Genomic DNA, 23881 nt, shown 5'->3' with positions numbered 1-23881 from the left:
CAGACCATCGCATTAACGTAAACCTTAAGACATTCACAGCGGTATCACGGAGGAACCATGGCCACGAATCGTGGTGTTGCTTACATGGGCCCCGGCAAGGTAGAGGTCCAATCCATCGATTTTCCGAAAATGCAGACGCCTCAGGGCCGCTCCATTGAGCACGGAGCGATTCTGAAGATTGTCTCGACCAACATCTGCGGCTCCGATCAGCACATGGTGCGGGGCCGCACCACTGCTCCCAAAGGCTTGATTCTCGGTCACGAAATCACAGGCGAGGTTATCGAGAAGGGAAAGGACGTTGAATTCATCAACGTCGGCGATCTTGTTTCAGTTCCATTCAACATCGCCTGCGGACGCTGCCGCGCATGTCGCGAACGTCACACTGGCGTTTGTCTCAATGTGAATCCGCAGCAGCCCGGCGGCGCCTACGGATACGTTGATATGGGCGGTTGGGTTGGTGGACAGGCACAGTATGTTCTCGTTCCATACGCCGATTTCAACCTGCTCAAATTTCCGGACAAAGATCAGGCCATGTCGAAGATCAAGGACCTTACGATGCTCTCCGACATTCTGCCTACGGGATATCACGGTGCGAAATCTGCCGGCGTTGAGGTTGGTTCCATCGTTTATATTGCCGGCGCGGGTCCAGTTGGAATGGCCGCTGCCGCCGCATCCCAGATCCTTGGTGCAGCGGTCACTATCGTCGGCGACAGGAATACCGAACGACTGGCTCACGCAAAGAAGATGGGTTTCGAGACGATTGATATCAGCAAGCATGACGATCTTTCAGCGCAAATCGAGCAACTCGTCGGGGTGCCGGAAGTCGATGCAGCTGTCGATGCTGTCGGCTTCGAAGCGAGCTCTCACGGAAAATCAAACGAGGCCGCACCAGCAAGCGTGCTGAATCAATTGATGGGCATCACCTTTGTTGCGGGCGGTGTCGGCATTCCCGGGCTGTATGTTGTCGAAGACCCAGGCGCGCCGAACGAAGACGCGAAGAAAGGGGTCCTCAAAATTCGTTTCGGAAAAGGGTGGTCACGCTCCTTGCACTTCCACACCGGCCAGGCCCCTGTGCTGCAATACAATCGCCAGCTCATGCAGGCGATTCTGCACGACCGATTGCCGATTGCGAAGATTGTGAACGCAACCGTTATCAGTCTCGACGATGCTCCTAAAGGCTATGCCGACTTCGATAAGGGCGCGGCGAAGAAATATGTGCTCGACCCGAACGGCTATCTTGGAAAGGCTGCGTAGAACAGCAAAATGGAAAGGCCTCCGGTTCGCCGGAGGCCTTTTTCCTTACCGCTTCTCATTATCGACCGAGAGCAAAATCAGCTCTGCAGCCACGGTCAACCCAGATGCCGCGCTGATCAAATCCCCAGCTGTATCCGCTGCGGCATGGGGCATCGCTTCTTTGCCGCACGAGGCGCACTCCGTTGCGAGTATTTGCCGGGCAGAAATTCCTGCTGCCATTATTAGACGAGCAAGTAATGACGCCGCCGGGAGGCGGAGGGTAGCCTGGTCCGGGTCCATAAAGAACTCTCACGACGAAATCAGCGCGACACCCTCGATCCACCCAGATGCCGCGTCTGTCATAGCCCCAACTGTATCCCTGTCTGCAGGGGGAGTTGCTTCTCTGGTTCACCATGCGCACGCCGTATCGCGTGTCGGCTGCACAGTAGTGTCTGTTGCCATCATCGGAAGCGCAGGTAATCCTCGGACCATCTCGATAGGTGGTGCCACTTTGTGCCAACAGATGTGATGTGCCAAGCGCAATGAACCCAGCTGCACAGAGAACGAACCTCAGTTTCCTCAAGATCTCTCCTCCGGTCGATTGAAAGGATACTCCGATTTCTACTACGGACAAAATGCGCTGCGGATAAATCTGCTTGCTTCGGCCTTCAGCAATTCGGTATAAGCTTGAACGTATTCTGGAAGGGTCTTCTCATGCGAAGACTTAAATTCGCTGCCGCGTTGGTTGCCTTATGCACGATGCTTAGCGTTACGCGATCACTCCGTTCTCTTCCGCAAGCTGGTTGGCGCGAATGGAGCGGGCAAGTCGACGGTGCGGCTCTCCTGCCGCCCACTGGTCCAATCCCTAAGTCATACAAGAGCTATTCGCTCTTTCTAATCTGCAATCCGCAATGGCTTGCGCCTGAAAAGAGCGGTGGGCTCTACGACCTCTATCTGAACTTCCAAGCCTTTGGCCGCACAATTGGTGACGATCAGCTTGCCGTCTGGTTTTTGAAAAGCTGGAGCCACTCTTTCGACCCGGCCCTGGCCAACGAAATCGACGTTGAACGCAGCGTGCGCTTCTGCAAAGCCTGGGGTCTCAAACCAAGTGCCGGACCTCATATCGTCGTCACTACAACGTATCCTGATGAGTCCAAACTATCCGATGGCCTGCCCAAAAACAGCGCTGTTTTTGAGCTTGGAAATATGTCGCCAAACCAGATCTCTGACCTCATCACCAAACTCACGGACGAACTTGTCCAGAAGGGCCATGTAGAAAATTCTGCTACTCCCTCTCCTCCGCCTCCCAGTATGTGGGTACAGCTTCTCGAATCCACACAACAACTCATCAATAACTTTGGATGTGCGTGGAGCTTTAAGATTGACGCTGGTCCGGTAAAGACCGATCTCCACTCCTGCCATTACCAGAAGACTTAACACTCATGTCCATCCAAAAATGGCATGTCGGAAAACTTATCATTCTCTGGTCCTGGGGCGGCGTCATCGCGGCCCTGGCACTTACTGACTTTACTACTCGTCCAGTCAATTCCGCGCCGGGCCTGCATTTGATCGAGCTGCTCATTGTTCTTATCATTCTTGTCGCTCTCTCAGCCGTTTCTTGGCACTGGCTTGGTGGCAAAGAATCCGATTCTACGGAGTGCGAGAACTCGCGCTCAACCTCTTCGAATGATGATGCGGTCGATTGAGCATTAGTAGGCACCAGGCCTGTTCACCTGCCTTGTAAGCAAACCGCCGGAATTGGATCAAACGAAATGTGAGCTGTAAAGCGAAGCCTAGAGGGAATGATGGGTGCATCCGATGACCCACCATCCGCTTTTGTCTCACAGTGTGCTTCTAAACTGGGTCAGGTGATTCCGTTGCCAGCACAAGATCCAGACACGCGTGCAAACGTTGGCTGAAATCAACAGGCAACTCGAAGACGCGATCATCCGCCATCAGGATGATGATGTTGCGCGTTGAATCCAGAACCGCCGAGCAGATCTCGCAGTGTGCAAGGTGCTGCTCTACATCGGCGCGCACAGAAGGATCGAGCGATCCATCGATGTAGTCGGAGATGCGGTCCCATACGTGTCTGCAGTTCAGAACCACGGCAACCTCCTTAGCATTCCACTTTTTGGTTTTGCCTTCCACCCAATACGCAACAGCGGTACTAGCCTTTTTTGCAGCAGCAGGCGAGCGCGGTGCAGGCGAACCTTTACCAACGCAACAGAAATCCCCAGCGCTTCCGCAGTTTCATTCACGCTCAGCTCTTCCATGTCCCGCAGGATCACAACCTGGCGAAACGTGTCCGGCAGCTCTGCAACGGCTTGCTGCATCAGCGCGCGAATCTCCTGCCGCTCAAGCACTTCAGAAGGAACTTCACGCCAGTCAGTCAGCGCAGCCGGTGTATAGTCGCCTTCTTGCGCATCATGGTCATCGAGAGAATCAACGATGGCTCGTTTTTCTTCCCGCAACCGGGAGCGGGCCTCGTTGAGCGTGATGGCGATCAGCCATGTACTGAACTTTGCATCGCCACGAAAGCCGGCTAGCTTGCGATACGCACGCAGAATCGCTTCCTGCGCTACGTCTTCTGCCTCCGTCTCATTCTTTACTAAAGTAAGCGCGGTGAGATAGACCTGCCGCTCATACGGACGGATCAGGTCATGAAACTTCTCGCGGTCTCCAGCAAGAATCGCAGCAATGAGCGCAGCTTCGCGCTCCTGCTGTAATCCTGCTGCAGCCTGAGGCATTGTCATGGCTACCGCTTACGATGCGAGAAGAAGTAATCGAGAGAGAAGAAGCCTGCTCCAAAGATGAGCACGATGAGGGACGCGAAAAGGAAAGTGAACGGATCCGCATTATAGAACTTGCCCGGATCACTGAAGATCGAGCGCAGCGCATCACGGTCTGAGGTCAGGTACGCGACAGCCATGTCGCACGCCAGCAGAAAACCCGTGAGTCGCGACGCCAGTCCGACAATCAAAAGAATGCCGCCAAACAGCTCAAGACATGAGACCGCCGGCTCCACGATCCCAGGTGCCGGGATGCCAAGGCTCGCAAAAAACTCAACTGCGTGCGAGTTGTGTAGTCTACCCCAGCCCGACTGTGCAAACTGCCAACCCCAGTAAAGTCGCACCAACAGCAGAAAGGGAGAGTCCAGCCGCGCGGCATAGTGCTTAAAGTAGCAGTAGTAACCGCTGAGTCTTCTAATCAATGAAGGCCTTCTTTTCGCGGAAACAGACATGGGTTGCATACTCATAGCAATTCTTGCCTTTCATTATCGAGTGAACCAGCCCAGAGAAGACCACGTTTGAAACGCTACCTGCAAAAACGATGCCCGTTCTTCTTCAGGAATCTCACTGCCTTCAAACGCTGTGTCGATAGCTTTGCCGATCGGTTCTCCTGCCATCAGCGCAGACAAAAGCCGATAGTCTTCGCGACTGAGACGCTTGTAATACACCGAGTTTTCGTGACGATGCAGGGCGAGGTAAATTTCTTCCGGCTCCAGCGCCGCAACGTGGCGAGCCTTCCTGCGTTTGCGTGCAATGCTTGCATTATTGCTGCTTGAATCGCTGCTCCCGCTCTCGCTGCGCAGTTCGATAATCAAATCGTCGACTGGATACTGTAATTGGAGAACCCGCAGATATGGTTGAAGATGCAGCTGTGATCCATCGTGGATGCCCGCCAGATCATCCGCGTCAATCAATGCATCAGAAGCGGAATCAAAAGCTTCAATATGCGCCCATTCAATGCGAACCATATCCAGTGCAAGTTCCGCGCGTGGTTCGATGTATTCGCGATGCGATAGCAGCCAATGTTCAAGCTGCGATCCGAGATTGCGCAACGAGAATGACTGGGAGGGGAAGTCGGTAAGGTAAGCGCGCGTGAGCACGTCGAACTTCTTTCGTCCGATCACGGCCATCAATCCCGGAAAATCTTCTTCAAACGACGAGTACAGACGAAACCAGTATTGGCGGTTGTAAATCTCCAGCCGCTCAAACGAAGAAAGCCTGTCATTCGGCTTGATGATGGCATCGGCCTCGCTCTTGTTCGAAGTGCCATCGTTTCGCTTGCGGAGCATCGTCTCCTGCTGCGTCAACGGATGCATGATCGCAGCCGCCACCCGGCGCTGTATTTCCAGAAGCTCGCTCATCGCGCTGCCTCCGCAAGTTCGGGTGCTGCAGCCTTCGTTGCAGTGATCAGAAACTTCTTCGCCTTCAGAGCTTCTGCGTGGACTTCTTCGAAGGAGGGAATGTTGTCATCCCACTCAAGCAACGTGGCCGTCGGCCCGGCGCGCTCAATAGTTCGCGCATAAAGTTGCCAGACTGGTTCCAGCACCGGATGGTCATGCGTATCCAGAATGTACTTCTCAAACTTCGAATGTCCCGCGATGTGAATCTGCGCAATGCGCTCAGCGGGAACAGCATTGACGTAGGTGATCGGATCAAAGCTGTGATTCTGCGACGAAACGTAGATGTTATTCACATCGAGCAGAATGCCGCAGTCCGCCCGCTCAACCACCTCGTTCAGAAATTCCCACTCCGTCATCTCGGAGACATGATATTCGGCGTAGCTCGAAACATTCTCGACGACAACAGGAATCTCAAGGAAATCCTGGACCTTCTTAATGCGCTCTGCAGTAACCTTCACCGCTTCCCACGTGTACGGCATGGGCAGCAGATCGTGCGTGTAGCGCCCATCCACAGATCCCCAGCAAAGATGGTCGCTTAGCCATGGCGTCTTCGTGCGCTTCACCAGCCGCTTCAGTCGCTTCAGATGCTCCGGATCCGGATCGGTGACCGAGCCAAAATACATCGACACGCCGTGCTGCACCACGTTGTACTGTTCGAGAATCTGATCGAGCACTTCGAGTGGTCGCCCGCCATCGACCATGTAGTTCTCGGAAATAATCTCGAACCAATCCACCACCGGCTTCTTATTCAGAATGTGCCGGTAGTGCGGAATGCGTAATCCAATCCCGACACCGTATTCGGTAAACCCGTTAAAGCGATTCGCAGGCACTGCCGTTCTCCCAGAATAGAAAGCTACCAAGTAGAAAGGGCCATGCCTTGACTGCGCATGGCCCTGACCAGAAAGAACTACTTCGGCATCTTCGAGCCGTCCGTTGCGCAGCCGCCTTTGCCTTTGCAGCTATTCTTGGCTTTGCAGCCGTTGTCGCTGCTCTTGCAACCACCCTGTCCTTTGCAATCATTCTTGCCTTTACACGAGTGCTTGCTCGTGTCCTGATCCATTGCGCTTTTTGCAAACGACGCTTTGCCCACCTTGACCACCGAAGTGGCGCTGGTTGACGAGGCTGCTGCCTGCACGGTTGCGGCACCGCCGAGTAAGCCTGAAACTGCCGCGGCAACCATCAAGGTCTTCATTGAGTGCTTCATACGTTGTCATTCCTCCATGGATTTGCAAGCCTAAGACCAGGCAACGGATGTTGCCGGTGGGAGACCTGCTGCCCATAAGAATATGGGACGTTGAAAAGGTTACAGCATTTGGCGGTAAAAAGATGTCACAGGTTGTAAAATCGCAAATCCCGCCGGATTCATGACTCGCGTAATACTTTTCTATAGGATGAACAAACATGAGTGAGAACAGTGTCCAGAGCTACACAAATTACAAGCGCAGGCACGCTCCCTTTCACTTCTTTCTAATCCCGATACTGATTACGAACTTGATTCTGGCCATCGTGTATCTCGTAAGACATCCCGATCTGGCGGTCGCATGGATGGTTCTTCTCTCCATCGCAATCCTCGTGCTGGCATTCCTCACGCGCATCAATCCGATTAAGGTGCAGGATAGGCTCATTCGTCTGGAAGAGCGGATGCGCCTCGCGGCGCTGCTTCCAGAGCCGCTGCGATTGCGTATTCCTGAACTGACAGAACATCAACTCGTCGCGCTAAGATTCGCATCCGACGCAGAAATCCCTCGACTCGTCGAAGAAACACTAAGAGACAATTTGAAGCCAATGGATATTAAGAAGAAGATTCAGAACTGGCGGCCTGACTACTTCCGCGTGTGATGGCGCCGACTAGCTCTGTTTCGCTTCCAACTCCGCCCAGCGGGCGTAGAGACCATCCACGGTGGTTCGCGCCTGTTCGACTTCAGCAAGGGTCTCCTGCAACCGGAGCGCGTCTACCGCAATCACCGGATTTTCCAGCAGGGCCTGCTTCTGTTGCAGCGTTTTTTCGGCTGCGGCGATCCGATCTTCGATGTCCGCCCACTCCCGCGCCTCCAGGTATGAGAGCTTCTTTTTTGATGCTGTCGAAGTAGGTTTCGAGATTTGCCGTTCCGCTTGTGGTTTTGGCTGTCTGCGCTCAGCCAGCCACGACTCCCATTGCAGATAATCCGCGAAGCGCTCAGCGCTGCCCATACCGTCCAGTCCCAGTACTACATTCGAAATACGGTCGAGCATGTAGCGGTCGTGTGTCACCAAAACGAGCGCGCCCGGATACTCAAGCAGGCTCTCTTCCAATATCTCAAGCGTGGCGATATCGAGATCATTTGTCGGCTCGTCAAGCAATAAAAGATCCGCAGGCTGCAGCATGAGATTCGCGATCAGCACGCGCGCCCGTTCGCCACCCGAAAGTCGCGACACCGGTTGATTCAGCTGTTCGCCGGTAAAGAGAAATCGCGCGGCCCACGACGCAACGTGAATCACGCGGTCCTGATAAACAACCGAATCGCCCTCCGGAGCAAGCGCACGGCGCAGTGTCAGCGATTCATCCATCTGCCGGTTCTGCTCGAAGTAAACAACCCTCAATGCCGTTGCTCGTTGAATCGATCCCGCGTCGGGTGCGATCTCGCCGCTGAGCAGTCGCAGCAGGGTGGTCTTTCCACTGCCGTTCGGGCCAACCAGTCCGACGCGCATGCCGGCAGTGATCGCGAAATTAAGGCCATGGAAGAGCTGCTTTTCGCCGGCTGTATATTGGATATCTTCAAGAGCAACCAACCGCTTCGTCTGGCGGTCCGTCGCGTTGAAATCGATCCCCGCAGAGCGGGTCTGCAAACGGCTGCCGAGATCGGCGAGCTCGCCAATCAATTCGTTCGCGCGGTCAATGCGCGCTTTCGACTTCGTTGTACGAGCTTTCGGGCCGCGCCGCAGCCATTCCTTTTCGATACGAACGCGATTCTCAAGCGCCTCCTGCCGACGCGACTGCGCCGCAAGAAACTCCTGCTTCGTCTCCAGAAATTGACTATAGTTTCCATTCACGCGCAGAAGCCCACCGGGATACGCGCGATTCAGCTCCGCCATCTGCGTGGCAACGTTCTCCAGGAAATACCGATCATGGCTGATCACAACGCAGGCAAACGGCGCTGACGCCAGCACACCTTCGAGCCATTCAATCCCGGCAAGATCCAGGTGATTTGTTGGTTCATCAAGCAGCAGTACATCTGGTTTCTGAACCAGCGCTTCAGCGATCGCCAGCCGCTTCCGCCAGCCTCCTGAAAATGTAACCGCCTCAGTTCCGAAATCATAAAATCCTGCGCGGCCAAGTATTTCCCGCAACCGTGCTTCCCACTCTGGCTCGGGAACACCAGCACGCTTCAGCGCAGCCTCGATGATAGATCGGACAGTAACGCCACTCGGAAACTCGGAGTCCTGGGAAACATAACTAAGCCGTGTCAGTTTGCGCGCTGCTACTTCGCCAGAGTCCGACTCTATTTCTCCGGCGAGGATCCTGAGGAGAGTCGATTTGCCGGAGCCATTTGGGCCGATCAATCCAATGCGGTCGCCTTCATCAACAGTGAAAGAAATATCGTGGAAAAGGGATGTCGCGCCGAAAGCCTTCGAGATTGCTTGTGCGTTCAGTATGAGCACAGGAACCAAACAGGTGAATCGATGGAATCAAAGGTAGGCGAGGGCTTCAGCCCTCGCAATAAGAGAAAGCACAAAGAAGAAGGGGCTTTAGCCTCAGGTTCTTACTTCGCCGCAGCCGTCGCCGCAACGTATTCCTCGTACGGACCCTTGAAGTCGTCAATCGTTCCATTTTCAAAATGCCAGATCCGCGTTCCAACTTCTTCGATCAAATCCTGATCGTGCGTGACGAGGAGCACGGTGCCTTCGTAACGCTGCAGCGCAATATTCAATGCATTGATCGATTCAAGATCGAGGTGGTTCGTCGGCTCGTCGAAGATAAGAATATTCGGCTTCTGCAGCATCAGCTTGCAGAAGAGCAAGCGTGCCGCTTCACCGCCCGAGAGCGCTTCTGTCGGCTTCAATCCTTCTTCGCCGCGGAAGAGCATCTGTCCCAGAATGCCGCGAATGTCTTCGGTCGTTGCCTTCTGATCGAACTGGTGCAGCCACTCGTTCACCGTCTTGCCATGCTCGATCACGCCTGCGTGGTCCTGGGGGAAATAGCCGATCTGGGCTTCATGTCCCCACTTCACATTGCCCGCGTCGAGATCAAAATCCTGCTCCGCAAGATCAGGATCGCTCGCCAGTAAGGACTTGAGCATCGTGGTCTTACCCTGACCGTTGCGTCCGATCAGGCAGATCTTTTCGCCACGCATAATCGAACCGGCAAAGCCGTCGATCACAACCTGATCGCCGTAGGTTTTGCGAATACCCTCGAACTCCAGCGTGTGCTTGCCCGACGGCCGCAATTGATCGAAGCGAATGTACGGACGTTGAATATTTGACCGCGCCAGTTCATTCGTCTGCAGCCGCTCGACTTCTTTTTTACGGCTCGTCACCTGGCTCGAACGCGTACCTGCAGAGAATCGCGCGATAAATTCATTCAACTGCGCGATCTTCTTCTCGCGCTGCTCATTCTGCGCCTCAAGGCGCGAACGCACCTGCGTCTTCGCCACCACCATATCGTCGTAGCCACCGGTGTAAGTGATGATCGTTTGGTAGTCGATGTCCGCCGTGTGCGTGGAAACGCTGTTCAGAAAATGCCGGTCGTGCGAAATCGTGATCAGCGTGCCTTCAAAGCGGGAGAGAAAATCCTGCAGCCAGTGGATCGAGTCAAGATCGAGGTAGTTCGTAGGCTCGTCCAGCAGCAGCGCCTGCGGATTGCCAAACAGTGCTTGCGCCAGCAATACGCGCACCTTCTGGCCGCCCTGCAGTTCACTCATCTTGCGCTCGTGCAATTCATCGGGAATATCGAGACCCTGCAGCAGAATCGCGGCATCGCTTTCCGCCGTGTATCCATCTTCTTCGCCGACGATGCCTTCAAGCTCGCCAAGGCGCATGCCGTCTTCATCACTCAACTCTGCCTTTGAATAGATGGCATCGCGCTCTTCCATCGCCGCCCACAGCGACTTGTTGCCCATGATCACGGTGTCGATCACGCGATAGACGTCAAAGGCATACTGATCCTGACGCAGAACGCCTAGCTTTTTCGGACGAACGACCGAACCTTTCTGGGCATCGAGTTCGCCTGTCAGTATTTTCATGAAGGTCGATTTGCCCGCGCCATTCGGCCCGGTCAGACCATAGCGACGGCCCGGTGTGAAGGTGGTGGTCACGTCTTCAAACAGAATCTTCGAGCCGTACCGCATGCTTACATTATTGACTGAAATCATGTGCTGTCCTGTTGCCATGAGACAGGGAACGCAATCCTCGCGGGAGATCCTCTTTGTGACCTCTGCGTCCTCTGTAACTGAAAATATCTTTCGAAAGTTAAGGCGCGGGTTACATCAGGATGCGAGCCGACATCGAGCCCGATATCACCGCTGTCTTAGTCAGTTTACTAGAAAAAGTGTGAAATCAATACGTTCGTCGCCAGCGCCCCAACGTATGCCAGCACGCTCATGTAAGCAAACTGTAACGCGGGCCACCGCCAGCTGTTCGTCTCGCGTTTCACGATTGCCAGCGTCGAGGTGCATTGCATGGCAAACGCGAAAAAGACGACGAGGGCCATTGCGCCGCCCAGCGTCAAATCATGACGCAGGGCCGCCTGCAGGCTGAGTGATTGCGTCGCCGGATCGGCTCCATAGAGCGTGCCCAGCGTACCGACGATCACTTCGCGCGCTACTACGGAGCTGAGCAGGCCGATGCCAATCTTCCAGTTGAAACCAAGCGGTTTGATCACCGGCTCAATCCACTGGCCAACGTGGCCAATGATGCTCTGCGGCAAATCGGCGTGGAAGGGAATATGGCTCAAGGCCCACAGCACCATCGTCACGCAAAGAATGACGGTTCCTGCCTGTTTCACGAAAACTTTGCCGCGATCAATCAGGCGCAGTCCCAGCGAACGCACCGTGGGAACGCGATACTGCGGCAGTTCGAGAATAAAGGGAGCCGACGATGCTTTCAGAATTGACGACTTCAGGAGCCGCGCGGTGGCAAGAGCCGCCAGGAATCCAAGCACGTAGAGGCTCAACATAACAGCGGCCTGCAACCCAAAGAAATCGCCGAGCAGGTGCTTGTTCGGAATAAACGCCGCGATCATCAACATGTAGATCGGCAGGCGCGCCGAGCAGGTCATAAATGGAGTAACAAGGATCGTGGCAAAACGATCGCGCTTGTTCTCGATCGTCCGCGTAGCCATGATGGCCGGAACCGCGCAGGCATACGCTGAAAGCAACGGGATAAATGCCTTGCCATTCAGCCCGATGGCGCGCATCACGCGATCGGCAATCAGCGCAGCGCGGGCCAGATAGCCCGAGTCTTCAAGAATGCCGACGAACAAAAACAGGAGGAGGATTTGCGGCAGGAAGATCAGCACCGCAGAAACGCCCTTCCAGATGCCGTCGATCAGAAGTGATTCCAGCCATCCATGGCCGAGCAAGAGACCGGCTTTTGTTCCTGCGTCATTCAGAAATGTCTGGAATGCATTGCTGATTGGCAGGCCAACGGAAAATACAATCTGAAAGACGCCGAAAACGACGACAAGAAAAAGCAGCGGTCCGGTTAGGCGGCCCAGCAGGAACGAATCGAGCTTGCGCGTCCATTCCGATGAGATTGGCGCCTTGTATTTCGTCCGCGTGCTGATGCCTGTGGCCCACTGCCGATACGAACGCGGATTGCCTACAACCGGAAGCTCCAGACGAGGCATTACCGCAACCGGTTCGCTCCTCTTGTGCAAAAAGTGCTTAATTGCGTCGAGCCCAGTACCCCGTGTCGCGCTGATCTTTGCCACTGGAACGCCCAGTTCCCGCGCCAGCGCCAGAGTATCCACCTCGCCGCCGCGCGTCTCCATCAGGTCGCTCATGTTGAGCAGAACGAGCGTTGGCAAACCCAGCGCGAGAATTGGAGCGGCAAGCATTAACTGGCGTTGCAGGTGCAGGGAATCGAGAACGAGCAAAACCGCGTCGGGCGCGGGTGCTCCCGGCATCCGGCCATGCAGCACATCCACGGCCACGCGGGCATCTTCAGAGTGCGTATTGAGGCTGTAAATTCCCGGCAGATCGATGAGGGTCAGATCAGGACGGTCAATTCCATTCAGTTTGCCGTAATGCTGTTCGACCGTAACGCCGGGATAGTTCGCGACCTTTTGCCGCAGACCCGTAAGGCGATTGAAGAGAGTCGATTTGCCTGAGTTTGGCGGGCCCACCAGTGCAACCGTCTGGATCTTTCCCGCAACCCGCGGAGTTGGTGCAATCTCAATCGTCGCCGTCGTGCAGCAGTCGCTCATCGTGACCCTTCTTCAAATTCCCGCACAGAAATCCACCGAGCTGTCTCCCGCCGCAGGGCCACTTCCATGCCATCGACCGCATAGACCGTCGGGTCGCCTGTGGGAGCCCGCCGTACAGCACGAACCAGAGCTTCAGGCATAAACCCCATGTGCATCAGATGGTGCTGGATCTCGTCCGGTAGCAGCAAACCTTCCACGACCGCCGACCGCCCAATCTTTAGTTCACTCAATGCCATCAAACTTGCACCCTTCCACAGCGAACAGCGCCCGAAAGAGGTTGAAATTCAACCTGCCTATTCATCATATCGCAATCTACGACCTATTTAATCCTAGTTAGGTTCGAATCCTCTATTTCTTGCCAAGGAATTACACTGAAGGCTCATTTCTAACGAGAAGAAAGATCATGACATCGCAGGAATTTCGCCATTCTCTACGAGATGAAGAGCCGTCGGCGAATCTGTCCCGGTTGCTGCAGGCGCTGTGGTGGGACGCGAAGGGCGACTGGAGCCGAGCCCACGAAATTGCTCAACAGATTGAAACACCGGACGCCGCCTGGGTGCATGCTTATTTGCATCGCAAGGAAGGAGATTCCGGGAACGCGCGCTATTGGTATGGTCAGGCAGGTAAGCCCGCCTCCAAAACAGAAATGGAAGCCGAATGGCTGGAGATTGCCGACCACCTGCTCACCCAGGAAATTCATAGTTAAATCGATCGAAATCGAGCTACAATGTGGTTCACCATCCCCACCGTCAAAACTAATGAGCGAAAACGTACTGGACAATACGGACAGCACTGTCCTCGAGACCGGGCAGGGGCAGAGCTTCTGGCTCATGGGCGATTTCTACGCGATTAAGACCACGGCCGAACATACCGGCGGCGCTTATTCGGTCACTGAGATCGAGTCGTTTCCCGGCAACGGCCCCCCGCCACATATTCACCATAAAGAGGACGAATGCTTTTACGTTGTAGAAGGCGCATTCTCCGTGATTCTTGGCAGCCGCGCTTTTGACGTAGCAGATGGTGACTTTATCCGCATTCCGAAGGGAACGCCGCACGCCTATAAGAACGTCGGAGCCATTCCCGGAAAGATACTGGTTATCCTTTCCCCGGGCGGCTTTGAACGCATGTGGGCGGAGCTGGGACAGCCGGGATCACTCCAGCAGCGTCCTCGTGATGAAGACCCATCCATCCTCAATCGGCTGCTTGCGCTGGCGCCCGGATACGGTCTGGAGATCTGTTCATAGAGACTCGCCGTAGCCTGTCCATTTCCGTACACCGCAATTCAATTCCGGACAGCAAAATCCCGGTCCAATCCGAAGTAAACCCCTGCTTATTAAAGATTTAACAAGAAATCATTTGGCATCCTAACTGCTACTACTTCAGTCGGGAGTGTGCCAGCATGTTCCTGAACGATCTCCGCTTCGCCATCCGCCAGCTTGATAAGAATCCCGGCTACGCCCTAGCGGTTATCTTGACGCTTGCCCTCGGCATCGGCGTCAATACCGCAGTCTTTAGCATGGTCGATGGCTTCATGCTGCGCCGCCTGCCATACCCCGAGCCGGAGCGCATTGCGGCTCTTGTCGTTCATCAAGAGGGAATAAACAACGGCAAAGCAATCAGCGATGACGATGACAGCTTCACCGGAGGAAGCTGGCAAATCCTCAGAGACAACGTCAGCGGCGTCACCTTCGCCTCCTATGGCGGCACGAGCGGAGTCAACCTCAAAGCCCCCGCCGATGCAGGCGGAGCTGTCCTGTATGTACACGGCACCCGCGTCTCCGCCCGCTACTTCGATGTTCTAGGCATTCCGTTGTTCCTGGGGCGCACTTTTACTGAACAGGAAGATGTCCCGCACGGACCACCGGTGGTTGTCCTCAGCTATAAGCTATGGCAGTCCACCTTCCACTCTGATCCAAAGCTGATCGGCAAATCCGTCGAGCTCAAAGGCGAGCCGTACACGGTCGTCGGTGTCCTTCCGCAAAATGCGGTCACCCCCACCAACGCGGACCTCTTCACGCCGCTCCGCCCAGCTCCAACCGGAGAATGCGGCGGCGACAACTGCGGCATCTTCGTGCGCCTCAATCCCGGAGCCACCTGGCAGCAGGTGAACGCCCAGTTCAACCACATCCGGTTTCCTGAATTCGCAGAGATCGAAAGCAAGTACCACGGCCATGCCTGGATCTACGCTCGTCCCATGCAGCTTGAGCTTGCGGGCGAAATGCATGACGAAGTCTCAGCTCTGATGCTCGCCGTCAGCTTCATCCTGCTCATCGCCTGTGCCAACCTCGCCGGACTGGCCCTCGTTCGCATCTCACGCCGGACTCCGGAAGTGGCCACGCGCCTCGCACTCGGAGCCACGCGCTTTGATGTCCTGCGCCAACTCTGGACGGAAAACCTGCTACTCGCGCTCGTCGGAGCAGCAGCCGGATTATTTCTCGCGCTCCTCATCCTGAGCGGACTCCGCGGCTTCCTGCCGGAATCGATGTTTCCCGTCGGCGGCTTCCATCTTGATGCCCGCGTCCTTGCCTTCACCTTCGTCACATCGCTCGTGACCAGCCTGCTCTTCGGCGCTTTGCCGGCGTTGCAAACACGCCGCGTCGACCTGCGCTCCTCAATCGCCGCAGGCAGCCATGCAGTAGTTGGTGGCGCAGGCCGCACTCGTCAGTGGCTCATCGGTGCGGAAGTTGCGCTCACCGTCATCCTTCTCGCGGCTGCGGGATTGCTGATCCGCACGCTCGTGCATCTGGAATCACAGCCCCCTGGCTTCGATTCGACCAACGTTATGACCGCAAAGGCGTCGCTCGACGATGCCCGCTATCGCAACGCAGCCGGATTCCAGTCGCTGCTCCAGAAAAGCATCGCGGCAATGCGCCGGATTCCCGGCGTTCAGGATGCTGCAGTCGGGCTAAGCGTGCCCTACGAGCGTGGCTTGAACGATGGCATCACCATCAAGGATGGCAAACGCGCAGGAGAGCAGAACGGTTCCAGCCTCGCCTACATTACTTCCGACTATTTCTCAACGTTACGTATCCCGCTGCTTTCCGGTCGCTACTTCACGGAGTCAGACTCTGCAAGCTCTGAGCCCGTCGCTATCGTCAATACCAGCTTCGCCCGCATCTTCTATCAGGATTCAGCTCCTCTGGCCCGGCACTTCGCCTCCGAAGGCACTACGTACACCATCGTTGGAGTAGTGTCCGAAATCGCAAAAAAACCCGGTATGCGGCAAGACGCTCCTATATCGCACGAGCCAGTCTTCTACGTCCCGGCGGCGCAGCTTCCACAAGGCTTGGTAAACATGGCCCACCAGTGGTTTCAACCCTCATGGATCGTCCGCACCCGAGGCCCCATTGTGGGCCTCACCGAATCCATGCAGCGCGCTCTAGCCGAAGCCGATCCCGACCTACCGTTCTCCGGCTTCTACTCCATGGATCAGATCCTCAATGAGCAGCTCCAGATGCAACGTATGCAAGTCTTGCTGCTGACCGTTCTCGGATCGCTCGCGCTCGTGCTCTCCTCCATCGGCATCTACTCCTTGGTTTCGAATCTGGTCGTGCAGCGGACGCGCGAAATCGGCATCCGTATCGCGCTGGGTTCAACGATCGAGGAAGCCATGATTCACGTCGGATCTACAGGACTCATCGCCGCAGGCGCAGGCCTCATCACAGGCGTGGTTCTGTCGTTTATCGCCATGCGGGCCTTGGCTAGCGAAATCTATGGGGTGAAAACATACGATCCGATCACCTTCGGAGCCGTCCTGCTGATCCTCGCATCGATCGCGCTCATAGCCAGTTTCTTGCCGACATTGCGCATCAGCCGTATTCAACCAGCAGAGACGCTGCGATCGGAGTAATTCCCATGCTGACCGACATCCGCCAAGCATTCCGCCGACTAGGCAAAGCGCCGGGATTCACCATCACCGCGGTGCTGACATTGGCCATCGCCATCGGCGGAGTAACCGCGGTCTTTTCCATCGTGAATGCTGTGCTCTTGCGGCCTCTTCCGTTTCAGGATCCGGCCCGTCTCGTCCGGCTGCATGAAGGTATTGCGCACATTCTCAACCCGGTCGACCTGCCCGCGCCCGATATCATCCGCTTCGCACGAAATAATCAGACCTTCAGCGCCCTCGGCGGCTTCGTAGCCTCAGAGTACGAACTGAGCGGAGTCGGCGCGCCGCTCCATGCGCGCGCAGAGCGCGTCACCGCCTCTCTGTTCCCAATGCTCGGTGTGCATCCCATGCTGGGCCGCAACTTTACGCAAAATGAAGACGACAACTCTGCGCCGGTCGCTCTCATTAGCTACGCTCTCTGGCGCGAGCGCTTTCACTCTGACGCCGCCACCGTTGGCCGCACCATCGACCTCAACCGCCGCCCCTACACCATCATCGGCATCATGCCGCGCAATCTCGAATTTCCTCTTGACCCGGGACGCCTCAGCCATCGTGACCTGTGGGTGCCCATGAGCTTCACTTCCGACGAAAAAGGAGACGAGGTTGACAACTTCCAGTACGGAGCCATCGCGCGCCTCAAACCCGGATCGACGCTTTCGCAAGCGCAAGCGGATATTGCCCGCATGCTCCGCGCCGAGGAATCGGGAGTCGCGGCGCAGCTTGGCATTCACCTCACCAGTCAGGTAAGACCGCTCCAGGAAGAAACGGTGGAAAGCGCGCGCCCGCTGTTGCGCATTCTGCTCGTCGCCGTTGGGTTCATCCTGCTTATCGCCTGCGCCAACCTCGCCAACCTCTTGCTCGTCCGCGCCGCCGGGCGGCGCCGCGAGTCGGGTGTGCGTCTCGCGCTGGGCGCGGCAGCCCGCACCATGCTGCGACACTCATTGGCTGAAAGTCTTGTGCTGAGCGCAATCGGTGGTTTCCTGGGAGTGATGCTCGCTGCCGTCACCGTCCGCCTCGGCAGCTTGTTTCTGCCTGCATCGCTGCCACGCTTGGCTGAGATTTCCATCCGCTGGCCGGTCCTCATCGCAGCCTGTGCGTTAACCGGCCTCACTGGCCTCGTCTGTGGCCTCGCACCTGCTCTTGCCAGCATGCGCACCGACATTCTCGATGCACTCCGCGATGGCGGACACGCCAATGTTGGAGGATTACAGCAGCGCCTGCGCAACGTGCTTGTCGTGATCGAGACGGCGCTTGCTCTGCTTCTGCTCGTAGGCTCCGGACTGCTTCTGCGCAGCTTCGCCCACATGCTTGAGACCGACCCCGGATTCCAGCCTCAGCACACGCTCACCGCGCATCTCTCTCTGCCCCAAAACGATTACTCTTCGCAGGAGAAAATCGATCGCTTCTACGCCGAGTTGCTGCGCCGCCTGTCCACTCTCCCGCAGGTGCGCTATACCGCGGCCTCCTCGAACATCCCGGTCATCGGTATCAACTCTGACCGCAACTTTGTTCCGGAAGGCTACACAGGGCGCAACAACCGCACGTGGCTTTCTACCTCCAACTACTTCATCGTGGGCGCTTACTTCAGCGCGATGCGCATTCCGCTGCTGCGCGGCCGCTATCTGAATGCCTCCGACGATCTTGCCGACGCACCCGTTGTCGCCGTTGTCAGCGAGTCGCTCGTCCGAATGGTATGGCCCGGAAAGAATCCCATCGGCAAGCGCTTCCAGATGGGCGGCAACCCAGACAGCAAACGGCCCTTTGTCACCGTGGTCGGCGTCGTTGGTGACATTCGTCAGGATGCGTTGGACCGCGATATCTATCCGCAGATGTATGAGCCTCTCTCTCAATTGCAGCGTCAGTTTCCACCGGAAGTTGCTGGAATTGTTGGCACACGAGGCGACATGCACCTTGTCATCAACACGGCGGGCGATCCATCCGCGCTTGCCAACAGCCTGCAAAGAATGGTGAATCAACTCGACCCGCTGCTTGCTGTGGAAGACATCCAAACCATGGACACGGTCGTCTCCTCCACCGAGGCGCCGCGCCGCTTCAACACACTCGCCCTCAGCTCATTCGCCGCTGTCGCCTTGCTGCTGGCGCTGCTCGGAATCGGAGGGGTTCTCGCGTACACGGTCAGCGAACGCACGCGCGAAATCGCCATTCGCATGGCGCTTGGCGCTACCCGTGAGAATGTTCTCGGCCGTATCCTGCGATCTGCGCTCGTACTCGCAGGAGCAGGAATCGCGCTGGGACTCGCAGCTTCGCTCTGGCTTACGCGTTTCCTCGAAAGCCTGCTCTACGGAGTCAAGCCACTCGATCCGGCTGCTTTCATCGCTGCCGTCGTTGTACTGCTTTTCTGTGCGCTGCTCGCCGGATGGCTTCCAGCGCGGCATGCCGCATCCATCGATCCTATGCAAACCCTGCGTGCTGAGTAGGTAGCGGGTCAATTGATCTGGGCGTGAAGTTAAGGAACTCGGGCGCCTGGACCACCGCCTGAATGCTGCTAGTGGACACTGTTCATCGAAAATGGACAGTACAGTAAAGCGTCCAGAGCCCTCGCCATCTTGTTATCTGCTGACAACAAAGAGGTAGCGCTCAGCGCGCCAACTGGAAGCTTGCGTGCAAACGTGGCTAGGCCAGGAGGATGTCGAATGCAATACTTCCAGAAAAACTGCTTCTGCACGATTCGTAATTCAATCGAGACGCTTACCCGACTGAGTCCTTCTCAGTCCACAAGATTCAGGACATGGCGCATTGTCCTTGCTGTCGTAGCACTAAACCTAACCCTGGCGTCCTTGGCCAACGCCCAAATCGCGCCGGACATGCCCAATCCGATCAAGGCGCCGAATCCGCTGACAAAGACGATATCCATTTTTCGCAGCAATATGCAGGACAAGATCATGAACGCGGCGAACACGATGCCAGATTCGAAGTACAGCTACCGGCCGACGAAGGACGTTCGCTCGTTTGCCGAGATCCTGGTTCATGTGGGGGACATATCCTACTATTTGTGTGCAAACGCCAAGAATGAAGCGCGCCCCGTCATAACTGCCGAGAAAAATTCGAAGACCGAGATCATCGCCTACCTCAAGGGCGCGTTCGAGTACTGCGATGGCGCATACTCCGGATTCACCGATGCGCACCTCAATGACCCGGCGGACTTCTGGGGCCACAATACGAACAAGATGTTCATCTTGACGCAGCTTGCAAATCACGATGCCTTGCATTACGGCAATCTCGTCACGTATCTGCGCATCAATGACCTCGAGCCTTCCGGGGGCTGGTTTTAATGGCGCAGCGGCGAGTCTTCTTTCAAGATCGGGAATAGGGGTCAACTGTTCTGGGCGTGGCGGCATTTTCCAATGCGGGGAACACTCCATTGACAGTCGTGGACTTCTGGCCCACTCTTTCTATAGATAACTATAGGAATAGGGCGTGGCTCCAGGTAAGAAAGACATATTGCAGGGTACGTTGGCTCTTCTTGTATTGAAGACGTTGCAAGACGGCTCGATGCACGGGTGGGGAATCACGCTTCATATCCAGCAAGTCTCAAATCAGGTTTTACGCGTCGAGGAGGGATCCTTGTATCCGGCGCTGCACCGCATGGAGCAGGAGGGATGGGTTGTCGCAGAGTGGGGAACAAGCGAAAACAATCGACGCGCTCGTTATTACCGGCTTACCCCAGTTGGACGCAAGCAGTTGGCTATGGAAGAAGAGAAATGGACGAAGCTGACGAATGCCGTAGCGCAGGTTTTGAATTTTGCGCCCAGCAAAGCTTGAGGGATGCCATATGGGATGGATGCAGAGGGTGCGCGCTCACTTCAGACAAGAGAAGCTCTCGGCTGATCTGGATGAGGAACTGCAATTTCACTTGACGATGCGCGAGCAGCTGAATGTTGAAAAAGGAATGTCGAAGGAGGAAGCCTACAAAGAAGCCAGGCGTCAGATTGGCAATCCGACTCGGCTGAAAGAGCAGATGCGCGAAATCGATCTCTTTACCTTCCCTGAAACAGTCTGGCAGGATCTTCGGTTTGCCTTCCGAATGCTGGCGAAGCATCCAGGGTTCACTTCCACCGGCATTCTAGCCCTCGGGCTGGGCGTTGGCGTCAATACTGCGATCTTCACTGTCTACCGTGCGGTTTTCGGGCTTGTGCCAGCGCTGGAATCATCAAAGCCAAATCTAACTTCTGCGCTCAGGGAAGATGGCACGCACTTCGCTTTTCTGGCCGGCAAGGGCCGCATGCGCGATGGACTGATTTGCATCCAGGTTGCTATATGCCTCGTTCTGATGACTTCCGGTGGATTACTGATCCGCCATCGATCCGATGCAAACCCTGCGTGCTGAGTAGGTAGTGGGTCAATTGTTCTGGGCGTGAAGTTACCAATAAGGGCAGGGCTTTGCAGGAATGCGGTAGTGCCGGGGCGCCACCTCGGGGCCTTGGCCACCTACCAATTCAGATGCAATGAACTCCCACTAGCCTGACGCCTCCCATTGCTGGACTGAACATGCTAACTTTCATAGGTCATGAACGAACTAGTCGCTTATCAACGAAACCTATTCGCTTTCTTCGAGGAGTTTTTCCAACGCGCAACCGGAAAGAGCGCAAAGGATTTTGCGCCTCTCAGGAAATTCGCTGAAACCGTGCCGACGTTGAGATCAAGATCAGAGGCAGTGCATAGTGCGTTCAGGTGGGCAGAGCCCGAACTGAACAGGATCTACAAGCATGGGACGATCAACACGTATAAAGATGCGGCGGACCTGGGCGGAATTAAAGTGGTTCAAGGTGGCGGCGCGCATTTCCGCACGTCCCACTTAAACGCAGCAAAACAAATGATCCTCTACACGGACACGGTCCTCATTCCGGATCCCGTCTTTGCGCTTGTCGAAACAAAGCGGCCAGAAGAGAGGTTTCATTCAATTCGAATTCTGGAAGAGATATTCTTCCTGCTTCGGCTCAAGCCCCTTGTTGACGCAGACCTCGGGGTTCCGCCGGTGGTGGTGTTTCCTAGTTTCGACAGACTCCTTTTAGCCCACGAACCCATTACTAAGGAGAAGCTGACTGCGTTTCTTGGCGGGACGCTCGGAAATCTTCTTGGTTTCCCATTGACGAGTGCCGAAGATGCCGCGGCATTCGCTACAGATAATCCAGAGCAGTTCCTTCAAGCCGTGGAGGCCAAGCGGTTGTTGGTGGCGCCCGGCGGCCCGATCGGCGAACCGCTCGATGAAGCTCTACGACGCTACCTTCGTGAGGTTGGCGCTTGGCGATCGCGCGAATTCATGGCGTTCGTTGAGGGTCTCTCAAAATCTCAGCAGGTCTGCAACGCGCTCCTGGAGAGATTAGAGCCGCAGTTCCACTTGATCGACAACGCGCTCGGAATGAGGGCCCAACCGCTCCTCTCGGTCGACCAACAGGCCTACTATTTCAAACTGAGTGCGAGTGCGTCCAGTGACTTTCTCGAAAGAGAATCGAAGATTTCGGCAGCCACGCGATCCTCAATCGACGCGCTGAGCACACAACAATTCGAATGGCTCTCAAACGCCACGATTGAAGCCCTGGTCGAGATGCGGCTGAATAATGAAAATGAGCTTTTCCGCAAAAGATTAGACGAATCAATGTCAGCCTTAAATGACGCCGATTTCCGGGATTTGGATCGCGTCGCAGCAGAAGTGGCCAAGAGCATCGGGGGCCTCTTAAATGATTACCGTAGGGACGCAAGGAAGCTGGATGAAAAATATCGGCGGAAATATCGGGCGCTTGCAGGAGTCGGGTTGCTGTCGGCCGGCGCGTGCCTTATACCAGCTCTTGCCCCGCTGATCGCCTCGGTCCCGGGCCTCACACTCGCCGGAAAATACGCTTACGAAAAGATGAAAGAGAAAAGCGAGAAAAGGGAGCTTGCTGGCTCGCTCATCGGTATCCTGGCAGAGGCACAGAATGCGCCAACGCAAGAGGAATAACGGACCGGTATCGTCTGAGGAGATCGCAGACGGGCCTGGGGCGAGCGAGGACGGCTTGCGTTGGATTGAAATAGCACGCTGCGAACACCCAATTGCGTTGAGCGCACTCCACCTCTCGACATTGTTGCCGGGTTGGCGGCAATCCCGAAGTAATCCAGCGTTCACACGGCGGGCTATCCGAAATAGTGCATGAAAAACGGGGTTATCGGTAACTACAGCCCGATAGAAACCTCAATCGACCCGCTACCGCAGAATAGGGGGCTTGACACCACTTGTTACGATAGAAGTGTAGGGTTGGTTTGCGACACGCATTTGATGTGTCCGAATCAACCCTTTTGGTTTCTGATACTTACACGCAAGTTGTCGCGTATCAATAATTTGCGCAATGTAAGGACGAAGTCTAATGGAATGAATATTTTAGCAACTAGGGGGGTCAGCTCAGGGGTGGAAGGCTGTCCGAAGCTCCGAAGAGAAAAATAAAACCGACCGCCAGACTGTAGACAGCTCCGGCAACCGAGAGGAACCGGTAGAGCCAGGGGCGGTGTAACCCGCTCCCATAAAGTCCGCTCAACGCCGCCGTCATGACCGTATTCATCAGGATCAAGCCAAGCGCAAACGCAAGGAGCCCAAGAAACCCGAGCAAAGTGCCCCCGAGGCTAGCCGCCAGGAGAAACAGCATCAGCTGCGTAGGAGTCTCGGCACCCAAACCGTGGAGTACACCGATTCCAAAGACGGAACCGCCGGTGTAATTCCAGGCAAACGGCTCAGGCTCAGGCAGATCCCGGTGGAACGTCCGCCGAACCCGCCAGATAGCATGACGCGACCCGTTGATCAACAGAGCCCAGCGGCTCTGGATCAGCTGATGGGAGTGAGAATGCGGTGACTTCGAGTGCCGCACAAGGTTGGCAACCACCAGAACACCAAGAACGATCAGCGTAACGCCGATCAGACGCTCCGCCCAGGCATCCAGCCGAGCGGGAAGGGAAATGTGAAGGAGGATCACCAAAGCGCCTAAGGCAACGACAGTACAAGCATGGCCGAGGGCGTAGAGAATCCCTAATCGCACACCCTGTCGACCCGACCGCTGGACTGCCGTGATGTCAGAGATCGCGGCCAGATGATCGTAGTCGAACCCATGGCGCAGCCCAAGCAGCGCACAGGAACCAATCGCAAGTGCAAGCTTCCAATGCATCGGACGAACCAATTGCA

24 protein-coding genes are annotated in these 23881 nt (G+C 55.9%); 12 read left to right on the top strand and 12 right to left on the bottom strand.

What is annotated here, in order from left to right:
- Window positions 1-57 precede the first annotated feature (57 nt).
- Entirely contained in the window at window positions 58-1254 is a 1197-nt protein-coding gene (gene fdhA / locus H7849_RS08305; RefSeq protein ID WP_186745615.1) for a formaldehyde dehydrogenase, glutathione-independent, read from the top strand.
- Window positions 1255-1312: 58 nt separating this feature from the next.
- Here fdhA and H7849_RS08300 read toward each other — a convergent pair whose 3' ends face one another.
- Entirely contained in the window at window positions 1313-1753 is a 441-nt protein-coding gene (locus tag H7849_RS08300; protein ID WP_285288962.1) for a DUF3011 domain-containing protein, read from the bottom strand.
- A gap of 194 nt (window positions 1754-1947) precedes the next feature.
- On the opposite strand from H7849_RS08300, the gene H7849_RS08295 reads away from it, so the two are divergent.
- Window positions 1948-2670 carry a hypothetical protein gene (locus H7849_RS08295; protein ID WP_186745613.1) on the top strand — a complete coding sequence of 241 codons (723 nt, stop codon included), beginning with the start codon at window positions 1948-1950 and terminating at the stop codon, window positions 2668-2670.
- Between the two features lie 5 nt (window positions 2671-2675).
- Window positions 2676-2939 (top strand): hypothetical protein, encoded by a 264-nt coding sequence (locus H7849_RS08290; RefSeq protein WP_186745612.1) that lies wholly within the window; start codon window positions 2676-2678, stop codon window positions 2937-2939.
- A gap of 148 nt (window positions 2940-3087) precedes the next feature.
- On the opposite strand, the gene H7849_RS08285 is transcribed toward H7849_RS08290, so the two are convergent.
- The 6 genes from H7849_RS08285 to H7849_RS08260 form a co-directional block, all read right to left on the bottom strand.
- Window positions 3088-3342 (bottom strand): anti-sigma factor family protein, encoded by a 255-nt coding sequence (locus tag H7849_RS08285; RefSeq protein ID WP_186745611.1) that lies wholly within the window; start codon window positions 3340-3342, stop codon window positions 3088-3090.
- Window positions 3333-3989 (bottom strand): sigma-70 family RNA polymerase sigma factor, encoded by a 657-nt coding sequence (locus H7849_RS08280; protein WP_251106695.1) that lies wholly within the window; start codon window positions 3987-3989, stop codon window positions 3333-3335. Before H7849_RS08280 ends, H7849_RS08285 begins: the two co-directional genes overlap by 10 nt.
- A gap of 2 nt (window positions 3990-3991) precedes the next feature.
- Window positions 3992-4447, bottom strand: coding sequence for a DoxX family protein (locus tag H7849_RS08275; RefSeq protein WP_251106694.1), 456 nt, complete (start codon window positions 4445-4447; stop codon window positions 3992-3994).
- A gap of 63 nt (window positions 4448-4510) precedes the next feature.
- Window positions 4511-5386: an HvfC/BufC family peptide modification chaperone gene (locus H7849_RS08270; protein ID WP_186745609.1), complete on the bottom strand. Its 876-nt coding sequence runs from the start codon at window positions 5384-5386 to the stop codon at window positions 4511-4513.
- Entirely contained in the window at window positions 5383-6255 is an 873-nt protein-coding gene (gene bufB / locus H7849_RS08265; RefSeq protein ID WP_186745608.1) for an MNIO family bufferin maturase, read from the bottom strand. The genes H7849_RS08270 and bufB overlap by 4 nt, the downstream gene beginning before the upstream one ends.
- Before the next feature lie 77 nt (window positions 6256-6332).
- The gene (locus H7849_RS08260; protein WP_186745607.1) at window positions 6333-6629 is read right to left on the bottom strand and encodes a hypothetical protein; all 297 of its coding nucleotides are present in this window, start codon (window positions 6627-6629) and stop codon (window positions 6333-6335) included.
- A gap of 197 nt (window positions 6630-6826) precedes the next feature.
- On the opposite strand from H7849_RS08260, the gene H7849_RS08255 reads away from it, so the two are divergent.
- The gene (locus H7849_RS08255) at window positions 6827-7264 is read left to right on the top strand and encodes a DUF6526 family protein (protein WP_186745606.1); all 438 of its coding nucleotides are present in this window, start codon (window positions 6827-6829) and stop codon (window positions 7262-7264) included.
- Window positions 7265-7273: 9 nt separating this feature from the next.
- On the opposite strand, the gene H7849_RS08250 is transcribed toward H7849_RS08255, so the two are convergent.
- From H7849_RS08250 to H7849_RS08235, 4 genes are all read right to left on the bottom strand, one after another.
- Entirely contained in the window at window positions 7274-9064 is a 1791-nt protein-coding gene (locus H7849_RS08250; protein ID WP_432756545.1) for an ABC-F family ATP-binding cassette domain-containing protein, read from the bottom strand.
- A 101-nt stretch (window positions 9065-9165) separates the two neighbouring features.
- Window positions 9166-10773, bottom strand: a complete 1608-nt coding sequence (locus tag H7849_RS08245; protein WP_186747320.1) for an ABC-F family ATP-binding cassette domain-containing protein — start codon at window positions 10771-10773, stop codon at window positions 9166-9168.
- Window positions 10774-10940: 167 nt separating this feature from the next.
- A complete protein-coding gene (gene feoB / locus H7849_RS08240; protein WP_186745602.1) occupies window positions 10941-12827 on the bottom strand; it encodes a ferrous iron transport protein B in 1887 nt (628 codons plus the stop codon).
- Entirely contained in the window at window positions 12824-13063 is a 240-nt protein-coding gene (locus H7849_RS08235; protein ID WP_186745600.1) for a FeoA family protein, read from the bottom strand. Before H7849_RS08235 ends, feoB begins: the two co-directional genes overlap by 4 nt.
- Before the next feature lie 167 nt (window positions 13064-13230).
- Here H7849_RS08235 and H7849_RS08230 point away from each other — a divergent pair, with 167 nt between their 5' ends.
- The 8 genes from H7849_RS08230 to H7849_RS08195 all read left to right on the top strand — a co-directional run bounded on the left by H7849_RS08230 (window position 13231) and on the right by H7849_RS08195 (window position 22672).
- Window positions 13231-13533, top strand: a complete 303-nt coding sequence (locus tag H7849_RS08230; RefSeq protein ID WP_186745598.1) for a hypothetical protein — start codon at window positions 13231-13233, stop codon at window positions 13531-13533.
- A gap of 52 nt (window positions 13534-13585) precedes the next feature.
- On the top strand, window positions 13586-14071 hold the full coding sequence (locus H7849_RS08225; protein WP_186745597.1) for a quercetin 2,3-dioxygenase: 486 nt from the start codon (window positions 13586-13588) through the stop codon (window positions 14069-14071).
- A 155-nt stretch (window positions 14072-14226) separates the two neighbouring features.
- Window positions 14227-16677 carry an ABC transporter permease gene (locus tag H7849_RS08220; RefSeq protein ID WP_251106693.1) on the top strand — a complete coding sequence of 817 codons (2451 nt, stop codon included), beginning with the start codon at window positions 14227-14229 and terminating at the stop codon, window positions 16675-16677.
- 5 nt (window positions 16678-16682) lie between these two features.
- Window positions 16683-19151: an ABC transporter permease gene (locus tag H7849_RS08215; RefSeq protein WP_186745595.1), complete on the top strand. Its 2469-nt coding sequence runs from the start codon at window positions 16683-16685 to the stop codon at window positions 19149-19151.
- Between the two features lie 216 nt (window positions 19152-19367).
- Window positions 19368-20006 (top strand): DinB family protein, encoded by a 639-nt coding sequence (locus tag H7849_RS08210; RefSeq protein ID WP_186745593.1) that lies wholly within the window; start codon window positions 19368-19370, stop codon window positions 20004-20006.
- A gap of 145 nt (window positions 20007-20151) precedes the next feature.
- Window positions 20152-20496 (top strand): PadR family transcriptional regulator, encoded by a 345-nt coding sequence (locus H7849_RS08205; RefSeq protein ID WP_186745591.1) that lies wholly within the window; start codon window positions 20152-20154, stop codon window positions 20494-20496.
- A gap of 28 nt (window positions 20497-20524) precedes the next feature.
- Complete coding sequence (locus H7849_RS08200) at window positions 20525-21061, top strand: permease prefix domain 1-containing protein (protein ID WP_186745590.1); 537 nt, start codon at window positions 20525-20527, stop codon at window positions 21059-21061.
- A 297-nt stretch (window positions 21062-21358) separates the two neighbouring features.
- Entirely contained in the window at window positions 21359-22672 is a 1314-nt protein-coding gene (locus tag H7849_RS08195) for a hypothetical protein (RefSeq protein ID WP_186745589.1), read from the top strand.
- Between the two features lie 433 nt (window positions 22673-23105).
- Here H7849_RS08195 and H7849_RS08190 read toward each other — a convergent pair whose 3' ends face one another.
- Window positions 23106-23864, bottom strand: a complete 759-nt coding sequence (locus tag H7849_RS08190) for a HoxN/HupN/NixA family nickel/cobalt transporter (RefSeq protein WP_186745588.1) — start codon at window positions 23862-23864, stop codon at window positions 23106-23108.
- Window positions 23865-23881: the final 17 nt, after the last annotated feature.

The organism is Alloacidobacterium dinghuense, from assembly GCF_014274465.1.
Classification (GTDB): Bacteria; Acidobacteriota; Terriglobia; order Terriglobales; family Acidobacteriaceae; genus Alloacidobacterium; species Alloacidobacterium dinghuense.
The sequence above is the reverse complement of the archived record's forward strand: the minus strand, read 5'-3'. Positions and strand labels throughout refer to the sequence as shown.